Annotated in this window: 17 protein-coding genes; 8 read left to right on the top strand and 9 right to left on the bottom strand. The window is 64.8% G+C overall.

The window, feature by feature from the left end; all coding sequences use genetic code 11:
• The first annotated feature begins 141 nt into the window (after window positions 1-141).
• The 6 genes from Q0L48_RS13375 to Q0L48_RS13350 are packed head-to-tail and all read left to right on the top strand — an operon-like array spanning window position 142 to window position 6899.
• Complete coding sequence (locus Q0L48_RS13375; protein WP_296721748.1) at window positions 142-1911, top strand: M23 family metallopeptidase; 1770 nt, start codon at window positions 142-144, stop codon at window positions 1909-1911.
• A 43-nt stretch (window positions 1912-1954) separates the two neighbouring features.
• The gene (gene hemB, locus Q0L48_RS13370; RefSeq protein ID WP_296721747.1) at window positions 1955-2950 is read left to right on the top strand and encodes a porphobilinogen synthase; all 996 of its coding nucleotides are present in this window, start codon (window positions 1955-1957) and stop codon (window positions 2948-2950) included.
• Window positions 2951-2954: 4 nt separating this feature from the next.
• Window positions 2955-3521: a GNAT family N-acetyltransferase gene (locus Q0L48_RS13365; protein WP_296721745.1), complete on the top strand. Its 567-nt coding sequence runs from the start codon at window positions 2955-2957 to the stop codon at window positions 3519-3521.
• A complete protein-coding gene (locus Q0L48_RS13360; RefSeq protein WP_296721743.1) occupies window positions 3518-4087 on the top strand; it encodes a GNAT family N-acetyltransferase in 570 nt (189 codons plus the stop codon). Before Q0L48_RS13365 ends, Q0L48_RS13360 begins: the two co-directional genes overlap by 4 nt.
• Window positions 4084-6309, top strand: a complete 2226-nt coding sequence (locus Q0L48_RS13355) for a spermidine synthase (RefSeq protein ID WP_296721742.1) — start codon at window positions 4084-4086, stop codon at window positions 6307-6309. Before Q0L48_RS13360 ends, Q0L48_RS13355 begins: the two co-directional genes overlap by 4 nt.
• Before the next feature lie 14 nt (window positions 6310-6323).
• Window positions 6324-6899: a gamma carbonic anhydrase family protein gene (locus Q0L48_RS13350; RefSeq protein ID WP_296721740.1), complete on the top strand. Its 576-nt coding sequence runs from the start codon at window positions 6324-6326 to the stop codon at window positions 6897-6899.
• Here Q0L48_RS13350 and Q0L48_RS13345 read toward each other — a convergent pair.
• The 9 genes from Q0L48_RS13345 to Q0L48_RS13305 all read right to left on the bottom strand — a co-directional run bounded on the left by Q0L48_RS13345 (window position 6896) and on the right by Q0L48_RS13305 (window position 15757).
• On the bottom strand, window positions 6896-7555 hold the full coding sequence (locus Q0L48_RS13345) for a hypothetical protein (protein WP_296721739.1): 660 nt from the start codon (window positions 7553-7555) through the stop codon (window positions 6896-6898). The two genes, Q0L48_RS13350 and Q0L48_RS13345, sit on opposite strands and share 4 nt — an antisense overlap.
• A gap of 144 nt (window positions 7556-7699) precedes the next feature.
• Window positions 7700-8341 carry a YoaK family protein gene (locus Q0L48_RS13340; RefSeq protein WP_296721737.1) on the bottom strand — a complete coding sequence of 214 codons (642 nt, stop codon included), beginning with the start codon at window positions 8339-8341 and terminating at the stop codon, window positions 7700-7702.
• Between the two features lie 115 nt (window positions 8342-8456).
• Window positions 8457-9110 (bottom strand): hypothetical protein, encoded by a 654-nt coding sequence (locus Q0L48_RS13335; protein ID WP_296721735.1) that lies wholly within the window; start codon window positions 9108-9110, stop codon window positions 8457-8459.
• Window positions 9111-9337: 227 nt separating this feature from the next.
• Window positions 9338-9907 carry a twin-arginine translocation pathway signal protein gene (locus tag Q0L48_RS13330; protein WP_296721734.1) on the bottom strand — a complete coding sequence of 190 codons (570 nt, stop codon included), beginning with the start codon at window positions 9905-9907 and terminating at the stop codon, window positions 9338-9340.
• A gap of 103 nt (window positions 9908-10010) precedes the next feature.
• Window positions 10011-11609, bottom strand: coding sequence for a cisplatin damage response ATP-dependent DNA ligase (locus Q0L48_RS13325; protein ID WP_296721732.1), 1599 nt, complete (start codon window positions 11607-11609; stop codon window positions 10011-10013).
• Window positions 11609-12613 carry a ligase-associated DNA damage response exonuclease gene (locus Q0L48_RS13320; RefSeq protein WP_296721731.1) on the bottom strand — a complete coding sequence of 335 codons (1005 nt, stop codon included), beginning with the start codon at window positions 12611-12613 and terminating at the stop codon, window positions 11609-11611. The genes Q0L48_RS13325 and Q0L48_RS13320 overlap by 1 nt, the downstream gene beginning before the upstream one ends.
• A gap of 59 nt (window positions 12614-12672) precedes the next feature.
• Complete coding sequence (locus tag Q0L48_RS13315) at window positions 12673-12837, bottom strand: hypothetical protein (protein WP_296721729.1); 165 nt, start codon at window positions 12835-12837, stop codon at window positions 12673-12675.
• 215 nt (window positions 12838-13052) lie between these two features.
• A complete protein-coding gene (clpA, locus tag Q0L48_RS13310; protein WP_296721728.1) occupies window positions 13053-15410 on the bottom strand; it encodes an ATP-dependent Clp protease ATP-binding subunit ClpA in 2358 nt (785 codons plus the stop codon).
• Window positions 15411-15553: 143 nt separating this feature from the next.
• Complete coding sequence (locus Q0L48_RS13305) at window positions 15554-15757, bottom strand: DUF1192 domain-containing protein (protein ID WP_296721726.1); 204 nt, start codon at window positions 15755-15757, stop codon at window positions 15554-15556.
• Window positions 15758-15869: 112 nt separating this feature from the next.
• Between Q0L48_RS13305 and Q0L48_RS13300 the strand changes: the two genes are divergently transcribed.
• Entirely contained in the window at window positions 15870-16904 is a 1035-nt protein-coding gene (locus Q0L48_RS13300; protein WP_296721725.1) for an NAD(P)H-quinone oxidoreductase, read from the top strand.
• Window positions 16897-17526, top strand: coding sequence for a glutathione S-transferase family protein (locus tag Q0L48_RS13295; RefSeq protein ID WP_296721723.1), 630 nt, complete (start codon window positions 16897-16899; stop codon window positions 17524-17526). The genes Q0L48_RS13300 and Q0L48_RS13295 overlap by 8 nt, the downstream gene beginning before the upstream one ends.
• Window positions 17527-17648 lie beyond the last annotated feature (122 nt).

The raw sequence follows: 17648 nt of genomic DNA, 5'->3' as shown, positions 1-17648 counted from the left end.
TGGGGGCGCAGGGGCAACAACTTGTCGCATCTGTGATGCATTTGATCGCTGGTTAATGCAGCCTTTACTTTGATCGGGCAGGAAATTGCGTCAAGGCGGCAATCGGTCTTGCCCGCAAGGGGCGCGGCTATCGGGGCACTGATGTTGAACCACGTGCGCAATATGAACGATCTGCCCGAGGCAGAGGGTGAACCTTGCGCCGATGAAGACCCGCGCGCACTGGTCCGGGCCGATCCGGCCCCGTTCGACCCGGAGGCCGCGCGCGATCTGCTGCCCTACCTGCGCAATTCCAAGAAGCTCGCCCCGCCGACCAAGGCGCAAGCGGCAAAACGCAAGGTCGTTGTCCGGGTCAATGGCTGGGGCGAACGCTATGACGAATGGAAGCTGGCCGCCTCGCGCTGGTTCGACGGCGTCGATCTTGCTCCCGATCTGGCCGATAATATCGGCAGCCGCCGCTGGTTCCGCGGGCTGGGCACGATGGTCGGCCTCGGCGCGCTGGCGCTGGCGTTCTGGCCCGATCTCACCCCGCTCGAAGCCCGGCCCGCGATGCCGCAGGACAAGGCAGTCACCAGCGAGCTGCGCAGCCAGATGATCCTGCCGCTGGCGCTGGGCGCGGATTCGGGCCGCCGCATGGGGCCGACGGGGCAGGTGATCCCGCTGAAAAGCGCGCCCGAACGCCCGCAGATCCAGATGCTCGTCACGCTGGCATCGGGGGACAGTTTCGTCACCATGCTTCGCCGCGCCGGAGTTTCTGCAGTGGACATCGATCGCGCCGCCGCGCTGGTCGAACAGGCGGTGCCGCTGGCCGATATCGCACCGGGGACGCAGATCGACGTGCTGCTCGGCCGCCGGATTGCAGCGGGCCAGCCGCGCCCGCTCGATAGTCTCGCGTTCCGCGCGCGGTTCAATCTCGAGCTTGAACTGACCCGGCCGGGGGTGGGCGAGATTGCTGAAGACGGCACGCCCATCGTTCCCAACGGCCCGCTGGCGCTGAAACGCAACATCATCCGCGTCGACGAAACCCCGCTCAGGGTGCGCGGCACGGTCGGCTCCAGCCTCTACCGCTCGATGCGGCGGGCAGGGGTTCCGGCCAGCGCGGTGCAGGATTATCTCAAGACGCTCGATTCCCAGATCGACATGGACCGCGAGGTTCGCTCCACCGACGAATTCGACATCATCCTTTCCTATCGCCGCGCTGCCACCGGCGAACGGCAGGCGGGGCAGCTGCTGTATGCCGGAATCGAGCGCGGCGGAGAGCCGAAGACGCAGCTGATGCGCTGGGGCAGCGAGGGGCGCTTTTACGAGGCTTCTGGCGTGGGCGAGCAGCGCAACGGCCTGCTGGCGCCGGTGCCGGGGTCGATCACATCGGGCTTCGGGATGCGCCGCCATCCGATCCTCGGGTATCGCCGGTTGCACGCCGGGATGGACTTCCGGGCGCGTCACGGCACGCCGATCGTTGCGGTCAGCGATGGCCGGGTGAGTTCCGCCGGGCGCGCCGGCGGCTGCGGCATAGCGGTGCGGCTGGAACACGGCAGCGGGCTGTCCACCCGCTATTGCCACATGAGCCGCATGGCGGTGAGCCGCGGCCAGCAGGTGCGGCGCGGGCAGGTGATCGGCTATGTCGGATCGACCGGCCTGTCGACCGGCGCGCATCTGCATTACGAAATGTATCGCGGCGGGCGGGCGATCAATCCGTCCAGCGTTGCCTTCGTCACCCGCGCCGAATTGAGCGGCACCGAACTGATCGATTTCCGCCGCCAGCTGATCCGGCTGAAGGAGGTCGAAACCGGTGCCGCGCTGAAGGAGCTCGAACCGCTGCCGACCGAAGTGGAGGAGCCGGTGCGCGAGATCGAGAAGATCGACATAGCGACCCGCGGGACTCGCCGCACCGCGGCGACAAGCTCGCTGTAACGAGAGCTTGTCGCGGGCGTGCGATTGCGCCAAATCCGCAGCCATGACCGGACATTTTCCCAACACCCGCCTGCGCCGCACGCGCGCCCACGCCTGGAGCCGGACGCTCCACCGCGAGACCATCCTCAACCCCGCCGATCTGATCTGGCCGCTGTTCGTCACCGCCGGAAAGGGCGTGGAGGAACCGATCGCGACGTTGCCGGGCGTGTCGCGCTGGTCGGTCGACGGGATCGTCGCCCGCGCGAAGGAGGCGGTCGCACTGGGCATTCCGGTCATCGCGCTGTTCCCCAACACCCCGCGTGATCTGCGCAGCGACGATGGGGCCGAGGCGCATAATCCGGACAACCTGATGTGTCAGGCGATCCGCGCGATCAAGGATGCTTGCGGCGATTCCATCGGCGTGCTGACCGACGTGGCGCTCGATCCCTACACCGCCCACGGACAGGACGGGCTGGTGGACGATGCCGGTTATGTGCTGAACGATGATACGGTGGCAGCGCTGGTCGATCAGGCGGTCAATCAGGCGAATGCAGGCGCGGATATCATCGCGCCATCCGACATGATGGATGGCCGCATCCACGCGATCCGTGTGGCGCTGGAGATGAACGGGCATCCCAATGTCCAGATCATGAGCTACGCCGCCAAGTATGCCAGCGCGTTCTACGGCCCGTTCCGAGACGCAGTCGGCAGTAGCGGGCTGCTCAAGGGCGACAAGAAAACCTACCAGATGGACCCGCCCAACGCCGACGAGGCGATGCGCGAGGTCGCATTGGACATTGCCGAGGGCGCGGACAGCGTGATGGTGAAGCCCGGCCTCGCCTATCTCGATATCATTTACCGGGTGAAGCAGCGGTTTGACGTGCCGGTCTTCGCCTATCAGGTCAGCGGCGAATACGCGATGATCGAGGCCGCTGAGGCCGCCGGGATCGGCGACCGCGATGCGCTGGTGCTGGAAAAGCTGATCGCCTTCAAGCGCGCCGGGTGCAGCGGGATCCTGACCTATCACGCCGCCCACGTTGCCCGCCTGCTGAACGGCTGACAGCATGGCCGAATCCGGGGCTGATTTCCGGCACGAAACCGCCCGCCTGATCTTGCGCGACTGGCGCGATGACGATTGGGCGGCGTTCTGGGAGGCCACCAACACACCCGCCGTCATGCGCTGGCTGGGCGGGGTGGCCGATGCCGACGTGCGCGCCGCCGCGCAGGATCGCCTGATCGGCTACCGGCGCGATTTCGGCCACACTTTCTGGGCGGTGGAGCGCAAGGCCGATGGCGCGCTGCTGGGTTTCTGCGGGCTGAAACGCTCCAATCAGCCGGGCGGTCCGCAGGGGATGATGGAAGTCGGCTGGCGCCTGCGCGAGGATGCCTGGGGGCAGGGCTACGCCAGGGAAGCCGCTGCCGCCTCGCTCGATCTGGCGTTCGGCCGCTTCGGCGCGGACGAGGTGATTGCGCTGACGGTGCAGGGCAACACCGCCAGCTGGGGCCTGATGCTGCGGCTGGGGATGGAGCGGCGCTTGGATCTCGATTTCGCCAGCGCGGACTTCGATCCCGATAATCCGGTGATCATCGCCTATTCCATCACCCCGGAGAAATGGCGCGTGGCCGCGTGACGGCAACTGTGCTGACGACCGAGCGGCTGATCCTGCGCCGGATCGTGCCGGACGATCTCGATCCGCACATGGCGCTGCTCAACACCCCGGCGGTGATGCAGCATCTGGGCGGCGTGCAACCGCGCAGTGCCATCGCCGCCAAGCACGAAGCCGCGCGCGCCGGCTTTGCCGCCGAAGGGTTCGGCTTCATGATGATGGAGGAACGAGCCACCGGCGAAATCGTCGGTCATTGCGGGCTGCGCCGGGCCGCCCACCCGCTTTATCCCGTTCCCAACGATCACGAAATCGGGTGGCTGGTGCGCGAGGATCGCTGGCGGCGGGGCTATGCTCTCGAAGCGATGCGCGCGGTGGTGGACTGGGGCTTTGCCGTCATCGGCGCGCCGCACATTGTCGCCATCACCTGCGAGGCGAATGTCGGCAGCTGGCGGCTGATGGAACGGCTCGGGATGGAGCGTCGGCGCGATCTCGATTTTCCGGATTCGCCAGAGAACCGGGGCGAGAGACCGGATCTTAACCATAACATTGTATTCGCGATCACCCGTCAACAATGGACAGGCCGATCATGACATCCTCTCGCCGCTCGCTGTTTGTCGCGGCCATTCTGGTGGGCAGTTTTCTGCTGTTTCTGGTGCAGCCATTGGTGGCGCGGCTGGCGCTGCCGCGTCTGGGCGGCACGCCGAATGTCTGGAACAGCGCGATGCTGGTGTATCAGGCGCTGCTGCTGGGCGGATATGCCTATGCCCATGTGATCGGCAGGTTCACGCTCCGGCGCCAGCTGGTGCTGCACATCGGGCTGCTGACGGTGGCCGCGCTGAGCTTGCCGCTGGCACTCGCGGATTTGCCCGATTTCGGCCCCGGGCTGGAGGTTTTCTGGGTGCCGGCGCTGCTGTTCGCATCGGTCGGGCCGGTGTTCTTCCTGATTTCGGCGCAGGCTCCGCTGATCCAGCGCTGGTACTCCGCCGATCCGGCCGCCGGCGATCCCTATCCGCTTTATGCCGCATCGAACCTCGGCAGCTTTGCCGGGCTGATCAGTTATCCGATCCTGATCGAGCCGTTGCTGCCGCTGGGCCAGCAGAGCCTCATCTGGAGCCTCGGCTACGGCGCATTGATCGTGTTGCTGCTGTTTGTGGTGCGCGCCCGGTGGCAGACGATCGCGCAGGATGGTGACGACAAGAGCGTTCAGGCAGCCGCCGCCGCCGACCGCGATCCCATTGACTGGCGGCGCATGGGCATGTGGCTGGTGCTGTCTGCAGTGCCATCGGGCCTGATGCTGTCGACCACCACGCACCTGACCACCGATATTTTCGCGATGCCGCTGCTGTGGGTGATCCCGCTCGGGCTGTATCTGCTCAGCTTCAGCGTGGCCTTTGCCGAACGGCGGACCCTTGCGCGGTTAATTACCGGCGCGGCGCCGGTGGTTGTCCTGCTGGCGGGCGGCATGGCGATGGTTTCGCAGTCGAGCGAAGGCTTGTGGCTGCTGCTCGCCTCGGTCGCGCTGTTGTTCGTGGTGGCGGTTGCGCTGCACACGCGCTTGTATGATCTGCGGCCCGATCCTTCGCGGCTGACGCTGTTCTATCTGGTGATGTCGGCGGGGGGCGCGCTGGGCGGGCTGTTTACCGCGTTGATCGCGCCGCTGCTGTTCGACTGGGTGTGGGAACATCCTCTGCTGATGCTGGCCGCCGCCGCGCTGATCCCGCTGGGCTGGTTCGGGTCATGGCAGATGCGGATTACAGACGACCGGACGCGGCGTCTGGCATTGCTGGGCGGCGGGCTGATTCTGGCGCTCGGTATGTCGTCGGCCCTGTTCAATGCCACCATGCGCGATGCCGATATGCTGGTGATCGCGCTGTATCTTGCGCTGGCGGCGGCGGCGCTGGTTCTCGCCTTCAATCGCGTGGCATTCGTGGCGGTATTCTGCGGCATGATGGTTGCCAGCAGCCTTGCCGGACATGGATATACTTACGTCAACGGCGACCGGGTCCGCAGCTATTTCGGGGTCTACAATATCAGCGATAATGCCGCCCTCGGTATCCGCGTTCTGGGCCACGGGACGACCAATCACGGCCAGCAGTTCCTGAAACCGGAACAGCGGCGTGAACCCACCGCCTATTATGGCCGCGCTGCCGGGATCGGACTGCTGTTGTCGGGCGCTTCGGACCTGTTCGGTGAGGGTGCCGACATCGGCGTCGTCGGTCTCGGTACCGGCACACTGGCCTGTTACCGTGAGCCGGATCAGAAGTATCGCTTCTACGAGATCGATCCGGTGATGCTCGATTTCTCGACCGAGGGCCGGTTCACCTTCCTGTCCGATTGCGCGCCGGACAGCGAAACCGTGATCGGCGATGCCCGGATCGCGCTCGAACAGGAAGCGGGCGGTCAGTATGATGTGCTGGTGGTGGATGCCTTTTCGTCCGACGCGATTCCGCTGCATTTGCTGACCCGTGAAGCCTTGCAGACCTACCGCCGCTCGATCAGGGATGATGGAGCGATCGCGATCCACATCACCAACCGCTTCATCGATCTGAAGCCGGTGCTGGCGGCCCTGGCGCGCGATGGCGGGTTGGCCGCTGCAGTGCGCAGGGACGTTCCCGATGCGGCGACGGGACTTTTCCCGTCGACCTGGGTTGTGCTAACCCCCACCAACGAAACGCTCGCGTCGATCAAACGGATCAGCGGCGCCGATAACTGGCGCATTCTCGATGACCCGGCGCCGAGTGTGTGGACCGATCAGCATGCATCGACATTGAGCCGGTTCCGCTGGAACGAACTCGTCAGGCGCAATCCCTAAAGCAAGGCCGCAATATGAACCGCCCCCAACACCGCCCCGGCGTCAATATCATTCCGATCCACGGGAAGACGCCGAAGATCCACGAAACCGCATTCGTCGCCCCCGGCAGCACCATCATCGGCGATGTCGTGATCGGCGCGGGTTCATCGATCTGGTACAATTGCGTGCTGCGCGCCGATGTGTTCAGCATTCGCATCGGCGAGCGCACCAATGTGCAGGACGGCAGCATCCTCCACTGCGATCCGCCGCGTCCCGGCGATCCGGATGGATGCCCGCTGGTGATCGGCGATGATGTGCTGATCGGCCACATGGCGATGGTACATGGCTGCACGATCGAGAGCCGCGGCTTCGTGGGCCTCGGCGCGATTGTCATGAACAAGGCGGTGGTCGGCGCGGACGCGATGCTGGCGGCCGGCGCAATGCTGACCGAGCGCAAGGTGATGGGCCCGCGCGAATTGTGGGCCGGCCGCCCGGCAACCCGCATGAAGGATCTCAGCGACGCTGCGATCGCCGGAATGCGGGCGGGCGTGATGCACTATGCCGAAAACGCAAAGGCCCACGCCGAAGCCGTGGCAGCCAGCGGGCTTTAGAGCACCCAGATCTCGTAGCGATAGGTCGTCGGCTGATTGACGCGCAATCCGCCATTCGCATCGACCGTGACCATGTTTGCCGGAATGCGGCGCTGATCGTCGTCGAACACGGATTCCGCATTCATCTGTACGACGTAATCGCTCAGCATGCCGGTTTCCGGGTGGAACAGGATGTCGCTGACCGGCAGGGCTTGCCCGTCGGAAAACGTCAGGCTCGAACTGAGCAGGTTCGACACCATCCGCCGGTTGGCCTGCGACCGCGTCAACGCGATCTCCTGCGGCGCTTTTCCGCTCGCCTCGTCATTGACGACAAGTTCCGGTCCCGCTCCCAGCCCGGCTCTGACATCGATATTGGCCCACTCGACAAAGCCGTTTCCGGTTTCGAACGGAAAGTAGGAACCGCGCTGATTGAACAGCACATATTGCACCTGCCGCCCGTCCGTCGACAAGATCATGTCGTCGACCGAAGCGATCGGGCTGAAGCCGTTGGAGATATCTCCATCCAGCATTTCTTCCGCGCTCACGCGTTCGGCCATGTTGGCTTGCCGCTGCTGTTCGCGCTGCATGGCCCAGTCATTGTTCTGCGCCATAGCCGGAGCAACCATTCCAAGGCCGGCGGCGGCCAGAGCGAGCTTCGTCCATTTCGGGGTTGTCATAAGGGCTCCTTGTTGTTTTCGGGGCCGATATGCGGCCACCAGGATGTCCCGGCACATGCGCGGGCATTCTGCACAGCCTGCGCGTTTTTGGCCGGAGCACCCTAAAATGAGATATTAGCCTGTTGGCGCTGTCGCTGGCGCGGATCAGCGCGGCGTAGTCTCCACCCGGAAGGCGAAGCCCCACAGCGCCAGCGCGGAAAACAGGGCTGCGCCCGCCGCCAACGACCGGTCGATCAGGCACAGGCTGCCCCCGACCACCGCCCCCAATGCCAGCGCGCTCCACAACAGGCCATAACCCCGCGTCGCGGGGAGCGATTGTCCAGCCAGCCGCGCCGCCAGACCTTGTCCGAAACGCACCAGAGCGCCGGTCATGTAGGTGACCCCGACCGTCACCTCGCCGTCGCGGGTGAAGACATTATTGGAAACCCCCATCGCCGTTGCCGAGGCTGCCAGAAATAGCAGCGGCCAACCGGCAACCAGCCCCCCGGTGCCGATCCCCAGCAGCGCTGCGACCAGACCGAGCAATACCCGCTTGTGCCGCCCCGGCACCCGCCGCAGCATCAGCGCGCCCGCCACCACCCCGGCCAGAAAGCATCCGATCAGACCCAGCGGCAGCAGCGCAAGCGCGGGACGCTCCACCAGTTCCACCCCCAAGCGCGTGGTATTGCCCGACATGAAGGAGGTGAAATATCCGCCCGCCACCACGAACCCGGTCGCATCGACCAGCCCCGCCAGCGTAGCGAGGCCGATTGCGAGGCGTTGGCGCGCGGGATCGTAGCGGTGCATGGCTGTTGTCATGCGCCCGAAGCGAGGGGCAATTCAATCCCCTTGCGAGACCGGAACGACGCAAAGGGCCGCGCCCTGATGAGCGCGGCCCGTCGTTATTCCGATCAAAGCCCGATCAGAAAATCCAGGTTTCGTAGGTATAGGTCACCGGCTGGGCGGCCATCCAGTAGCCGCGCTGCTCGTCGAGGCTCACCATCGCGGCCGGGATCAGCCTTGTGTCTTCGGAGTAGAGACTGTCGGCATCGAATTCGACCACGAAGTGCTTCACCATGCCGGTGTCGGGATCGAACAGGATGTCGTCGATTTCGCGCGTCTGACCGTCAGCGAACATCATATCGCCGCCGATCATTCGGCTCACCATCCGGTCGTCGGCCTCGGCTCTGGTAAGCTGCAGCCTGTCCTTGCCCTCGGCACTGGCCGGGTCGTCGATCCTGAGATCGAGACCGGCTCCGACGCCGCGCTCGATCTCGATATTGTCCCACCGCACGAAACCATCATCGTCGCCGTAGATTTTGGCGATGGTGGGGGTCTCGTAGAGAATATATTCGACGCGCTGTCCGGCGGGATCGAGGATCAGGTCCGTGACCTCGCCCATCTGGCGGAATGCGTGGGTGACATCGCCGCTCAGGATCCGTTCGGCGCTGGCGTTTTCGCTCATCGCCCGGTCGTAGTCGGCCTGCGCCACGCGCATATCGGTCTGCGCAAAGGCAGGGGCTGTGCCGAGGGTCGTGGCGGCGAGGGCGGCGGCGAGTAATGTCCTTGTCTTCATGGTCGGTCTCCGTTGTTCATTTACATGAGATCAACGGAGACCTCGGTGCCCATGTTCCGGTTTCACGCCAAGCTGTGGGTTCCCCGCGACGGCTCGGAAAAGGCGCAAACAGGCGCTTAACTGCTTGATTCAATCAGGTTAGTCCTGTTGCAGCGCTCGCAAGCTGGCGATCAGGTCAGCTTCGTGAGCGGGCTTGTTTCAGCGGATGCGGTGGATGCGATCCGGCGCTATCGTGTTGTGGTCGGGACAGCTTTCCATTCTTCCCACGATAGGTCGCGCCCCGGGAACGCGGGATTGGCAAACTGCCACTCGGTCGCCACCCAGGCGCGCACAGCGGCTTCAAGTGCGCGGTCTGCCGGGTCGCCCTGAAAGCTTTCGCGCGCCCAGAAGGTCACATCGGCATCATACCCGACCTTGCGCGTGGGATTGATGTAGACACAGCCGATAACCTTCGCGCCATCGGGGGAGAGGACGGTGTAGGCAAACGACCTGCGGCGGGTGAACTCGCGCTGGTGCCACCCCAAATCGATGAGGTTGTCTTCAAGGGTGAGTCCGGTGGGCCAACCGCCCGACGAAGGAAACAGCTTCGACAAATGTGGCGTGCTGGCGACGACCGCTTCGAAGTCCCGCACCACGTCATTAACCGTGAGCATCCGAAGCCGGAAATCGGGGGTGACCAGTTCCTCCGGCACCGTGAATTCCTCGGCGACGAACGGATAGGACGATTGCGCCTGCGCCGCCTGTGCGCCGGTGAGCGCCACACAGTAGGCCAGTCCGAAAATTGCGGCTCGAAACATGTCTCACACCCCCCTAATTGCAATGGGAAATATGCCCTTCACGCGGTGCTTGTCAAAACAAACACCGTGAAACAAACACCGTGATATGTATCGCAGGGTCGGCTTAATCCTTCACCAGTGCTCGCAAGCTGGCGATCAGGTCGGCCTCGTGCGCGGGCTTGTCCCAGCGGATGCGGTGGATGCGGGGGAAGCGCATGGCGAGACCGGATTTGTGGCGTTTGCTGGCGTGGACGCTGTCGAACGCGACTTCGAACACCAGCTTGCGCTCCACCTCGCGCACCGGGCCGAAGCGGTTGAGCGTGTTCTGCCGCACGAAGCGGTCGATCTTCTTCAGCTCCTCGTCAGTGAAGCCCGAATAGGCCTTGCCGACCGGAAGCAGGTCCGCGCCGGCGTCGGGATCGTCGGCCCAGCAGCCGAATGTGTAATCCGAATAGAAGCTCGACCGCTTGCCTGACCCGCGCTGGGCATACATCAGCACGCAATCGATCAGCAGCGGATCGCGCTTCCACTTGTACCACAGCCCGACCTTGCGCCCGGACAGATAGCGGCTGTCGCGGCGTTTCAGCATCAGCCCTTCGATCGCCTCGTCGCGCGCGGTTTCCCGGATCGCGGCAAGCTGCGCGAAATCATCGGCGGCGACCAGCGTCGACAGATCGAAGTGGCTGGCGGGCAGGCGGTCCATCAACGCCTCCAGAGTTGCGCGGCGCGACTCCCACGGCTGTTCGCGATGGTCTTCGCCTTCTGCGATGAGCACATCATAAAGCCGCACGAAGGCCGGAAACTCGCGCAGCATCTTGGCCGAGACGGCTTTACGCCCGAGCCTTTGCTGGAGCGCGTTGAAACTCGCCGCACCCCCCGCTTCTCCGCCCTGTGCGGTGCCGCGCACCAGCAATTCGCCGTCGAGCACCGCATCGAACGCCAGCACTTCGAGCAATTCGGGGAAGGTCGCGGAAATATCGTCGCCCGAGCGTGAATAGACCCGCGTCTCGCCCCCGGCGCGCACCAGTTGCACCCGGATGCCGTCCCATTTCCACTCGGCGGCATAATCGGCAAGATCGACTTCACCGCCCTCCAGCGGGTGCGCGAGCATGAAGGGGCGAAAATGCGGGACATCGGCAAGGTCCGGGGCGGGGCCACCCTGTGCGGCCCAATCGAACAGTTCGCCATAGGGCGGGGCGAGCGCGTGCCAATATTCCTCGACCGCATCCACCGCCACATCGAAGGCCTGCGCGAAAGCGGTCTTGGCCAGACGCGCCGACACGCCGACGCGCATCCCGCCGGTGGCGAGCTTGATCAGGGCATAGCGCCCCTTCGCATCGAGCCGGTCGAGCAGCCCGGGCAGTTCTTTGGGCGCGGCGGCGCGGGTGAGTGCGGACAGGCGCGTGACCACGTCGGCCAGCGACAGATCGCCTTGCGGCGCCTGCGACTTCGGTTCCGGCCACAGCAGGCTCGCGGTTTCCGCCGTATCGCCGACAAAATCGCGGCTCAGCGCCCACAGCACCGGATCGACCCGCTCCATCATCAGATTGCGGATGGTGGAGGATTTGACTGCGGGGAAATCCAGCCCGCCGGTCAGCGCGGCCAATGCCCAGCCGCGATCGGTGTCGGGCGCGGCGCGCAGGTAATCCGCGATCAGCGCCAGCTTGCGGTTGCGGCTGGCGGTGTAGATCAGCGCATCGAGGAGGGCGGCGAACTCCTCCATCAGTCGTCCTCATCCTCGTAGCCGACCAGCGCCAGCGCGCGGGCGCGGCGCTGGTTGAGCTGGCACCAGCGCAGCAGCGCCTCTTCGCGTCCGTGGGTGATCCAGGTTTCCTGCGGGTTCACAGCGGCGATGGTGGCGGTGAGTTCGTTCCAGTCGGCATGGTCGGAGATTACCAGCGGCAGTTCGACCCCGCGCTGCTTGGCGCGGGCGCGCACCCGCATCCACCCGCTCGCCATCGCGGTGACCGGATCGGGCAGACGGCGGCTCCAGCGGTCGTTCAGCGCGGACGGCGGAGCGACAACGATGCTGCCGCGCATCTCATCCTTCCCCGCATCGCCGACCAACCGCAGATCGCCGAGCGGGACGCCGTGTTCCTCATACAGGTGGCACATCGCCTCCATCGCCCCGTGCAGCCAGATCGTGTCCGTGTGGCCCGCCGCGCGCAATTCGGCGATCACGCGCTGCGCCTTGCCCAGCGCATAGGCGCCCACCAGCACGCAAGCCTCGGGGTTATCGCTGCGCGCCTTGAGCAATTTGCCGATTTCCTCGGCGATCGGCGGATGGGTGAAGACCGGCAGGCCGAAGGTCGCCTCGGTGATGAAGATGTCGCAGGGGGTGACCTGAAAGGGTTCGCAGGTCGGATCGGGCGCGCGCTTGTAATCGCCGGTTATGATCACCCGCTCGCCCGCGTGTTCGAGCAGGATTTGCGCGCTGCCGAGCACGTGACCGGCGGGCAGGAAGGTCGCGCTGACCCCGCCGCCCAGCGCGATGCTTTCGCCATACTCCACCGGCACTGCCCCGTCCGAAGTCGCGTAGCGCAACTTCATGATCGCAAGGGTCGCCGGGGTGGCGAACGTTGCGCCATGCCCGCCGCGGGCGTGATCGGCATGGCCATGCGTCACCAGCGCGCGCGGAACAGGGCGCGAGGGATCGACCCAGATATCGGCAGGAACGATGTGGATGCCCCACGGTTCGGGCCGGATCCAGGCGAAGGGGGCTGTCATGCGCCCGAGATGGGCAAGGGCAGGGTCAGTGTCCAGCCTGCACGGCCATAAAGCGCAGGCTAGGCTTGCCCGGAGTTCCGCGATCGCATGATTTTGCGGCTGTCCTCCGCCAGTTCCTGCACCGCCTGCCTGACTTGCGGGTTTGAAACCGACAGCAGCGCATCGCGCGCGGTGCCGAAGGCTTCAAGATGCGGCGTATGATATTGAAATTTATCTACTACCATGGCTTGTCCTCGTGTCCCCATCAGCAGTTGCAGGCGAAACCCGATCGCCTGGCGCTGGCCGGGCGCAATCTCTGGCTGCTTGGCAGGACATCATGCTGCGCGCAGGGCGCCCGCCGCAATCTCGCAAATTTACGGTGGCGGCGTTCAGATATGCAAAGGGCGCGGACAGGTTGCCCCGTCCGCGCCCTTGCGTGGATCCAAACGGACCCGTGGCCTCAGCCTTCGCCGGCCTCGGGCGCGGGCTTTTTCGCGGCGGGTTTCTTTTTCGGCGGGGCTTTCCGCTTCGGCTTCACCTTGGGCGGGGCCGGAGTCATTTCGAAGCTGGGCTTGTTGTCCTTGACGGTGACATGCACCTCGCCGCCGTCCGACAGCTTGCCGAACAATAATTCCTCGGCGAGCGGCTGCTTGATCTTGTCCTGGATCAACCGGCCCATCGGGCGCGCGCCATACAGCTTGTCGTAACCCTTGTCCGCCAGCCAGCTGCGCGCGTCGCTGTCGAACTGGATGTGGACGTTCTGTTCGGCCAGCTGCAGTTCGAGTTCGAGGATGAACTTGTCGACCACGCGGGCAACCGTGCTCTTGCCGAGATAGGCAAACGGCACGATCGCATCGAGACGGTTGCGGAATTCGGGCGTGAACATCTTCTGCACCGCTTCGGTCCCGGCGTCTTCCTTGGACACGTTGCCAAACCCGATCCCGCTGCGCGCCATGTCGGACGCGCCGGCATTGGTGGTCATGATCAGCACCACATTGCGGAAATCGACCGTCTTGCCGTGGTGATCGGTCAGGCGGCCATTATCCATCACCTGCAACAGGATGTTGAACAGGTCGGGGTGCGCCTTTTCGATTTCGTCGAGCAGCAGCACGCAATGCGGGTTCTGGTCGATCGCATCGGTCAGCAGGCCGCCCTGATCGTAACCGACATAGCCCGGAGGCGCGCCGATCAGACGCGATACGGAGTGACGCTCCATATATTCGGACATGTCGAACCGCTTCAGCTCGATCCCCATGATGCTGGCGAGCTGGCGTGCGACCTCGGTCTTGCCGACGCCGGTCGGGCCGCTGAACAGGAAGCTGCCGATCGGCTTGTCCGGATCGCGCAGACCTGCACGCGCCAGCTTCATCGCGGTCGACAGACGCTTGATCGCCTCGTCCTGGCCGAAGACAACATGCTTCAGATCGCGTTCGAGGTTTTCGAGCGCCTTCTTGTCGTCCTTGCTGACCGATTTGGCCGGGATGCGCGCCATCGTCGCGATCACCATTTCGATCTCGCGTGCGGTGATGGTCTTCTTGCGGCGGCTGGGGGGCACCAGCATCTGCATCGCGCCGACTTCGTCGATCACGTCGATCGCCTTGTCGGGCAGCTTGCGGTCATTGATGTAACGTGCCGAGAGTTCCACCGCGGTCTTGATCGCATCGGGGGTGTATTTCACCTTGTGGTGATCCTCGAACGCGCTCCGCAGACCCTTGAGGATCTTGATCGTGTCCTCGATCGTCGGCTCATTCACGTCGATCTTCTGGAACCGGCGCAGCAGTGCGCGGTCCTTTTCGAAGTGGTTGCGGAATTCCTTGTAGGTGGTGCTGCCGATGCAGCGGATCGCGCCGCTCGACAGGGCGGGCTTGAGCAGGTTGGAGGCATCCATCGCCCCGCCGCTGGTCGCGCCTGCACCGATCACGGTGTGGATCTCGTCGATGAACAGCACCGCGTGCGGCATCGCCTCAAGCTCGGTCACGACCTGCTTCAGCCGCTCTTCGAAGTCGCCGCGATAGCGCGTGCCCGCCAGCAACGCGCCCATGTCGAGCGAATAGATCACCGCTTCGCCCAGCACTTCGGGCACATCGCCTTCGATGATCTTGCGCGCCAGACCTTCGGCAATCGCGGTCTTGCCGACGCCGGGATCGCCCACGTAAAGCGGGTTGTTCTTCGACCGGCGGCACAGGATCTGGATCGTCCGGTCGACTTCCGGCCCGCGACCGATCAGCGGATCGATCTTGCCGCTTTCCGCCTTGACGTTGAGGTTGACGGTGAACTGGTCGAGCGCGGTTTCCTTCTTGTTGCCGCCGCTTTCCTTGGTCTGCGCCGGTTCGTCGGCCTTGTCCGCGCCTTGCGGGGTCTTGCTTTCGATCTGGCGGCCGCCCTTGCCGATGCCGTGGCTGATATAGCTGACCGCATCCAGCCGGCTCATGTCCTGCTGCTGGAGGAAATAGACCGCATAACTATCGCGTTCGGAAAACAGCGCTACCAGCACATTGGCGCCAGTGACGGTGTCCTTGCCGCTCGACTGGACGTGCAGGATCGCGCGCTGAATCACCCGCTGGAACCCGGCGGTCGGCTGCGGATCGGCGCCGTCCTCGGTCTTGAGCGATTGGTACTCCTGATCGAGATACTGCTTCACCACCTCGCCCAGCTCGGCCAGATCGACTCCGCACGCCGCCATCACCTGGGCGGCGTCCTCATCGTCGATCAGCGCCAGCAGCAGGTGCTCCAGCGTCGCATATTCGTGCTTGCGTTCGGAGGCATTGCCGAGCGCATTGTGCAGGGTCCGTTCGAGGTTCTGTGCAAAGCTGGGCATGGGAAATCTCTATGAGAGGGCGGGGAATGCCCCGGACAGCGGGGCGGTAGGGGAGGCCGTAGGAGTCGTTCGGGGAGTATATGGGATGGTCGCCGAAAATTGCGAATCCGTTTGCGCAGGCGCCGTAAGAAAACCGTCCCGGTTCACCCACCCGGCCTTCCGAACAGCGATTCGGCGGCGGCGCGGTGGGCGGCGGTCTTCGCGTGATGGGCTTTCACCCGCGCGATTTCCGCTTCGAGCAATGCGATCCGCTCCTGAAGTTCGGCCTGCGAATAGGGGGCGAGATCCTCTGCCGCGAGGCGGGATGCCGCATCTCCTGAGGGGCGTGGACGATCGGGCTCTTCCATTGCCACGCAACATCGCAAGCCAAGCGGCTTGCTGTCAATCGGCAAGGCGGGTAATTGCGCGGTCGATTGGATAGGGCCGGATGGTTAATCGGGCGTTTGCAGGGGGTAAAGAATGGTTGGAGAGAGCGCCGCAGACCTGCCCGAAAGCATGGCCGCGATCGGCTTCGATGCGCCGGGCGGGCCGGATGTGCTGCGGCCCGAACGCCAGCCCCTGCCGCGCCTGCGCCCCGATGATGTGCTGATCCGTGTCGCCTATGCCGGGGTCAACCGCCCCGATTGCCTCCAGCGCGCGGGCGCCTATCCGGCGCCGCCGGGGGCTTCGTCGCTGCTCGGGCTGGAGGTCTCGGGCGAGATCGTGGCGGTCGGCACCGAAGTCCCGCGCGAGATGATCGGGCAGATGGTCGCCGCGCTCACGCCGGGCGGGGGATATGCCGAATATTGCGCCGCGCACTGGCAGCATTGCCTTCCCGTTCCCGAAGGCATGATGCTGGCCGATGCCGCCGCGCTGCCCGAAACGCTGTTCACCGTGTGGCACAACCTGTTCGAGCGCGGCCTTGCCCGCGATGGCGAGGCGGTACTGGTGCATGGCGGCACATCGGGGATCGGGACGATGGCGATCATGCTCGCCAAGGCATTCGGCATGCAGGTGATCGTGACCTGCGGCGACGCGGCCAAATGCGCCGCCGCCACCCGCATCGGCGCCGATCTGGCGATCAATTACCGCGAGGACGATTTCGTCGAGGCGGTGATGGCCCAAACGCAAGGCAAGGGCGTGAACGTGGTGCTCGACATGGTGTCGGGCGATTATGTGCCGCGCAATCTCAAATGCCTCGCCGAAGATGGCCGCCACGTCACCATCGCGGTGCTGGGCGGGGCCAAGGCGGATCTGAACATGGCGGTGGTGATGATGCGGCGGCTGACGCTGACCGGATCGACTTTGCGCCCGCGCTCGGATGCGTTCAAATCCGCGCTGGCGGACGAAATCGCCGATAATGCCTGGCCGATGTTCGCCAGCGGCGAGCTGTCGCCGGTGATGGACATGACCTTCCCCCTGGCCGAAGCCGCCGCCGCCCATGCGCGGATGGAAGCGGGCGAGCATATCGGCAAGATCGTGCTGGAGGTGGCGGGAGAAGCGGACAATGGCTGAAGCGCTCACGCTCCACGAAGACCCGCGCAGCGGCAATTGCTACAAGATCAAGCTGACCGCCGCGCTGCTCGGCGTGCCGCTCGAAACCCGCGCCTACGACATCATGAAGGGCGAAACCCGCACGCCCGATTTCCTCGCCAAGGTCAACGCCAACGGGCGCATCCCGGTGCTTCAGATCGGCGAGGACGGGGCTGCGCGCTTCCTGCCCGAAAGCAACGCGGCGTGCTGGTATCTGGCCCATGGCTCTGCGCTGATCCCGCAGGAACGCTTCGCGCAGGCCGACATGCTGCGCTGGATGTTCTTTGAACAGTATAACCACGAACCCAATGTCGCCACCTTACGGTTCTGGCTGCGGTTCGTGGGCGAGGCGAAACTTTCGGCCGAACAGCGCGCGCAGATCATGCCCAAGCGGATGGCGGGTTGCGGCGCGCTCGACCTGATGAACCGGCATCTCGAAACCAACGCGTTTTTCAGCGGCGACGCTGTGAGCCTCGCCGATATCGCGCTGTTCGCCTACACCCACGTCGCCGAGGAGGGCGGCTTCGGCCTTGGCGATTATCCGCATATCCAGGCATGGATTGCGCGGGTGCAGGCGCTTCCCGGCTTTGTCGCGATGGATTGAACCTGCCCAGATTGACGCGGCCCTGACCGGAAACTGACCCGAAACCGTCATTGCCCTGTGAGTCCCCTGTAACATTTCGCTGCCACAGAGTGGTCAAGCGACATGACATCCGGGGGTTTTCC

The sequence above is a fragment of the Erythrobacter sp. genome (assembly GCF_024305245.1).
GTDB lineage: Bacteria > Pseudomonadota > Alphaproteobacteria > Sphingomonadales > Sphingomonadaceae > Erythrobacter.
The sequence above is the reverse complement of the archived record's forward strand: the minus strand, read 5'-3'. Positions and strand labels throughout refer to the sequence as shown.

Excerpts from the sequence above, each read along its gene's own strand:
- Q0L48_RS13375 (WP_296721748.1), top strand. The coding sequence starts at position 142 with ATGTTGAACCACGTGCGCAATATGAACGATCTGCCCGAGGCAGAGGGT.
- hemB (WP_296721747.1), top strand. The coding sequence starts at position 1,955 with ATGACCGGACATTTTCCCAACACCCGCCTGCGCCGCACGCGCGCCCAC.
- Q0L48_RS13365 (WP_296721745.1), top strand. The coding sequence starts at position 2,955 with ATGGCCGAATCCGGGGCTGATTTCCGGCACGAAACCGCCCGCCTGATC.
- Q0L48_RS13355 (WP_296721742.1), top strand. The coding sequence starts at position 4,084 with ATGACATCCTCTCGCCGCTCGCTGTTTGTCGCGGCCATTCTGGTGGGC.
- Q0L48_RS13350 (WP_296721740.1), top strand. The coding sequence starts at position 6,324 with ATGAACCGCCCCCAACACCGCCCCGGCGTCAATATCATTCCGATCCAC.
- Q0L48_RS13345 (WP_296721739.1), bottom strand. The coding sequence starts at position 7,555 with ATGACAACCCCGAAATGGACGAAGCTCGCTCTGGCCGCCGCCGGCCTT.
- Q0L48_RS13340 (WP_296721737.1), bottom strand. The coding sequence starts at position 8,341 with ATGCACCGCTACGATCCCGCGCGCCAACGCCTCGCAATCGGCCTCGCT.
- Q0L48_RS13335 (WP_296721735.1), bottom strand. The coding sequence starts at position 9,110 with ATGAAGACAAGGACATTACTCGCCGCCGCCCTCGCCGCCACGACCCTC.
- Q0L48_RS13330 (WP_296721734.1), bottom strand. The coding sequence starts at position 9,907 with ATGTTTCGAGCCGCAATTTTCGGACTGGCCTACTGTGTGGCGCTCACC.
- Q0L48_RS13325 (WP_296721732.1), bottom strand. The coding sequence starts at position 11,609 with ATGGAGGAGTTCGCCGCCCTCCTCGATGCGCTGATCTACACCGCCAGC.
- Q0L48_RS13320 (WP_296721731.1), bottom strand. The coding sequence starts at position 12,613 with ATGACAGCCCCCTTCGCCTGGATCCGGCCCGAACCGTGGGGCATCCAC.
- Q0L48_RS13315 (WP_296721729.1), bottom strand. The coding sequence starts at position 12,837 with ATGGTAGTAGATAAATTTCAATATCATACGCCGCATCTTGAAGCCTTC.
- clpA (WP_296721728.1), bottom strand. The coding sequence starts at position 15,410 with ATGCCCAGCTTTGCACAGAACCTCGAACGGACCCTGCACAATGCGCTC.
- Q0L48_RS13305 (WP_296721726.1), bottom strand. The coding sequence starts at position 15,757 with ATGGAAGAGCCCGATCGTCCACGCCCCTCAGGAGATGCGGCATCCCGC.
- Q0L48_RS13300 (WP_296721725.1), top strand. The coding sequence starts at position 15,870 with ATGGTTGGAGAGAGCGCCGCAGACCTGCCCGAAAGCATGGCCGCGATC.
- Q0L48_RS13295 (WP_296721723.1), top strand. The coding sequence starts at position 16,897 with ATGGCTGAAGCGCTCACGCTCCACGAAGACCCGCGCAGCGGCAATTGC.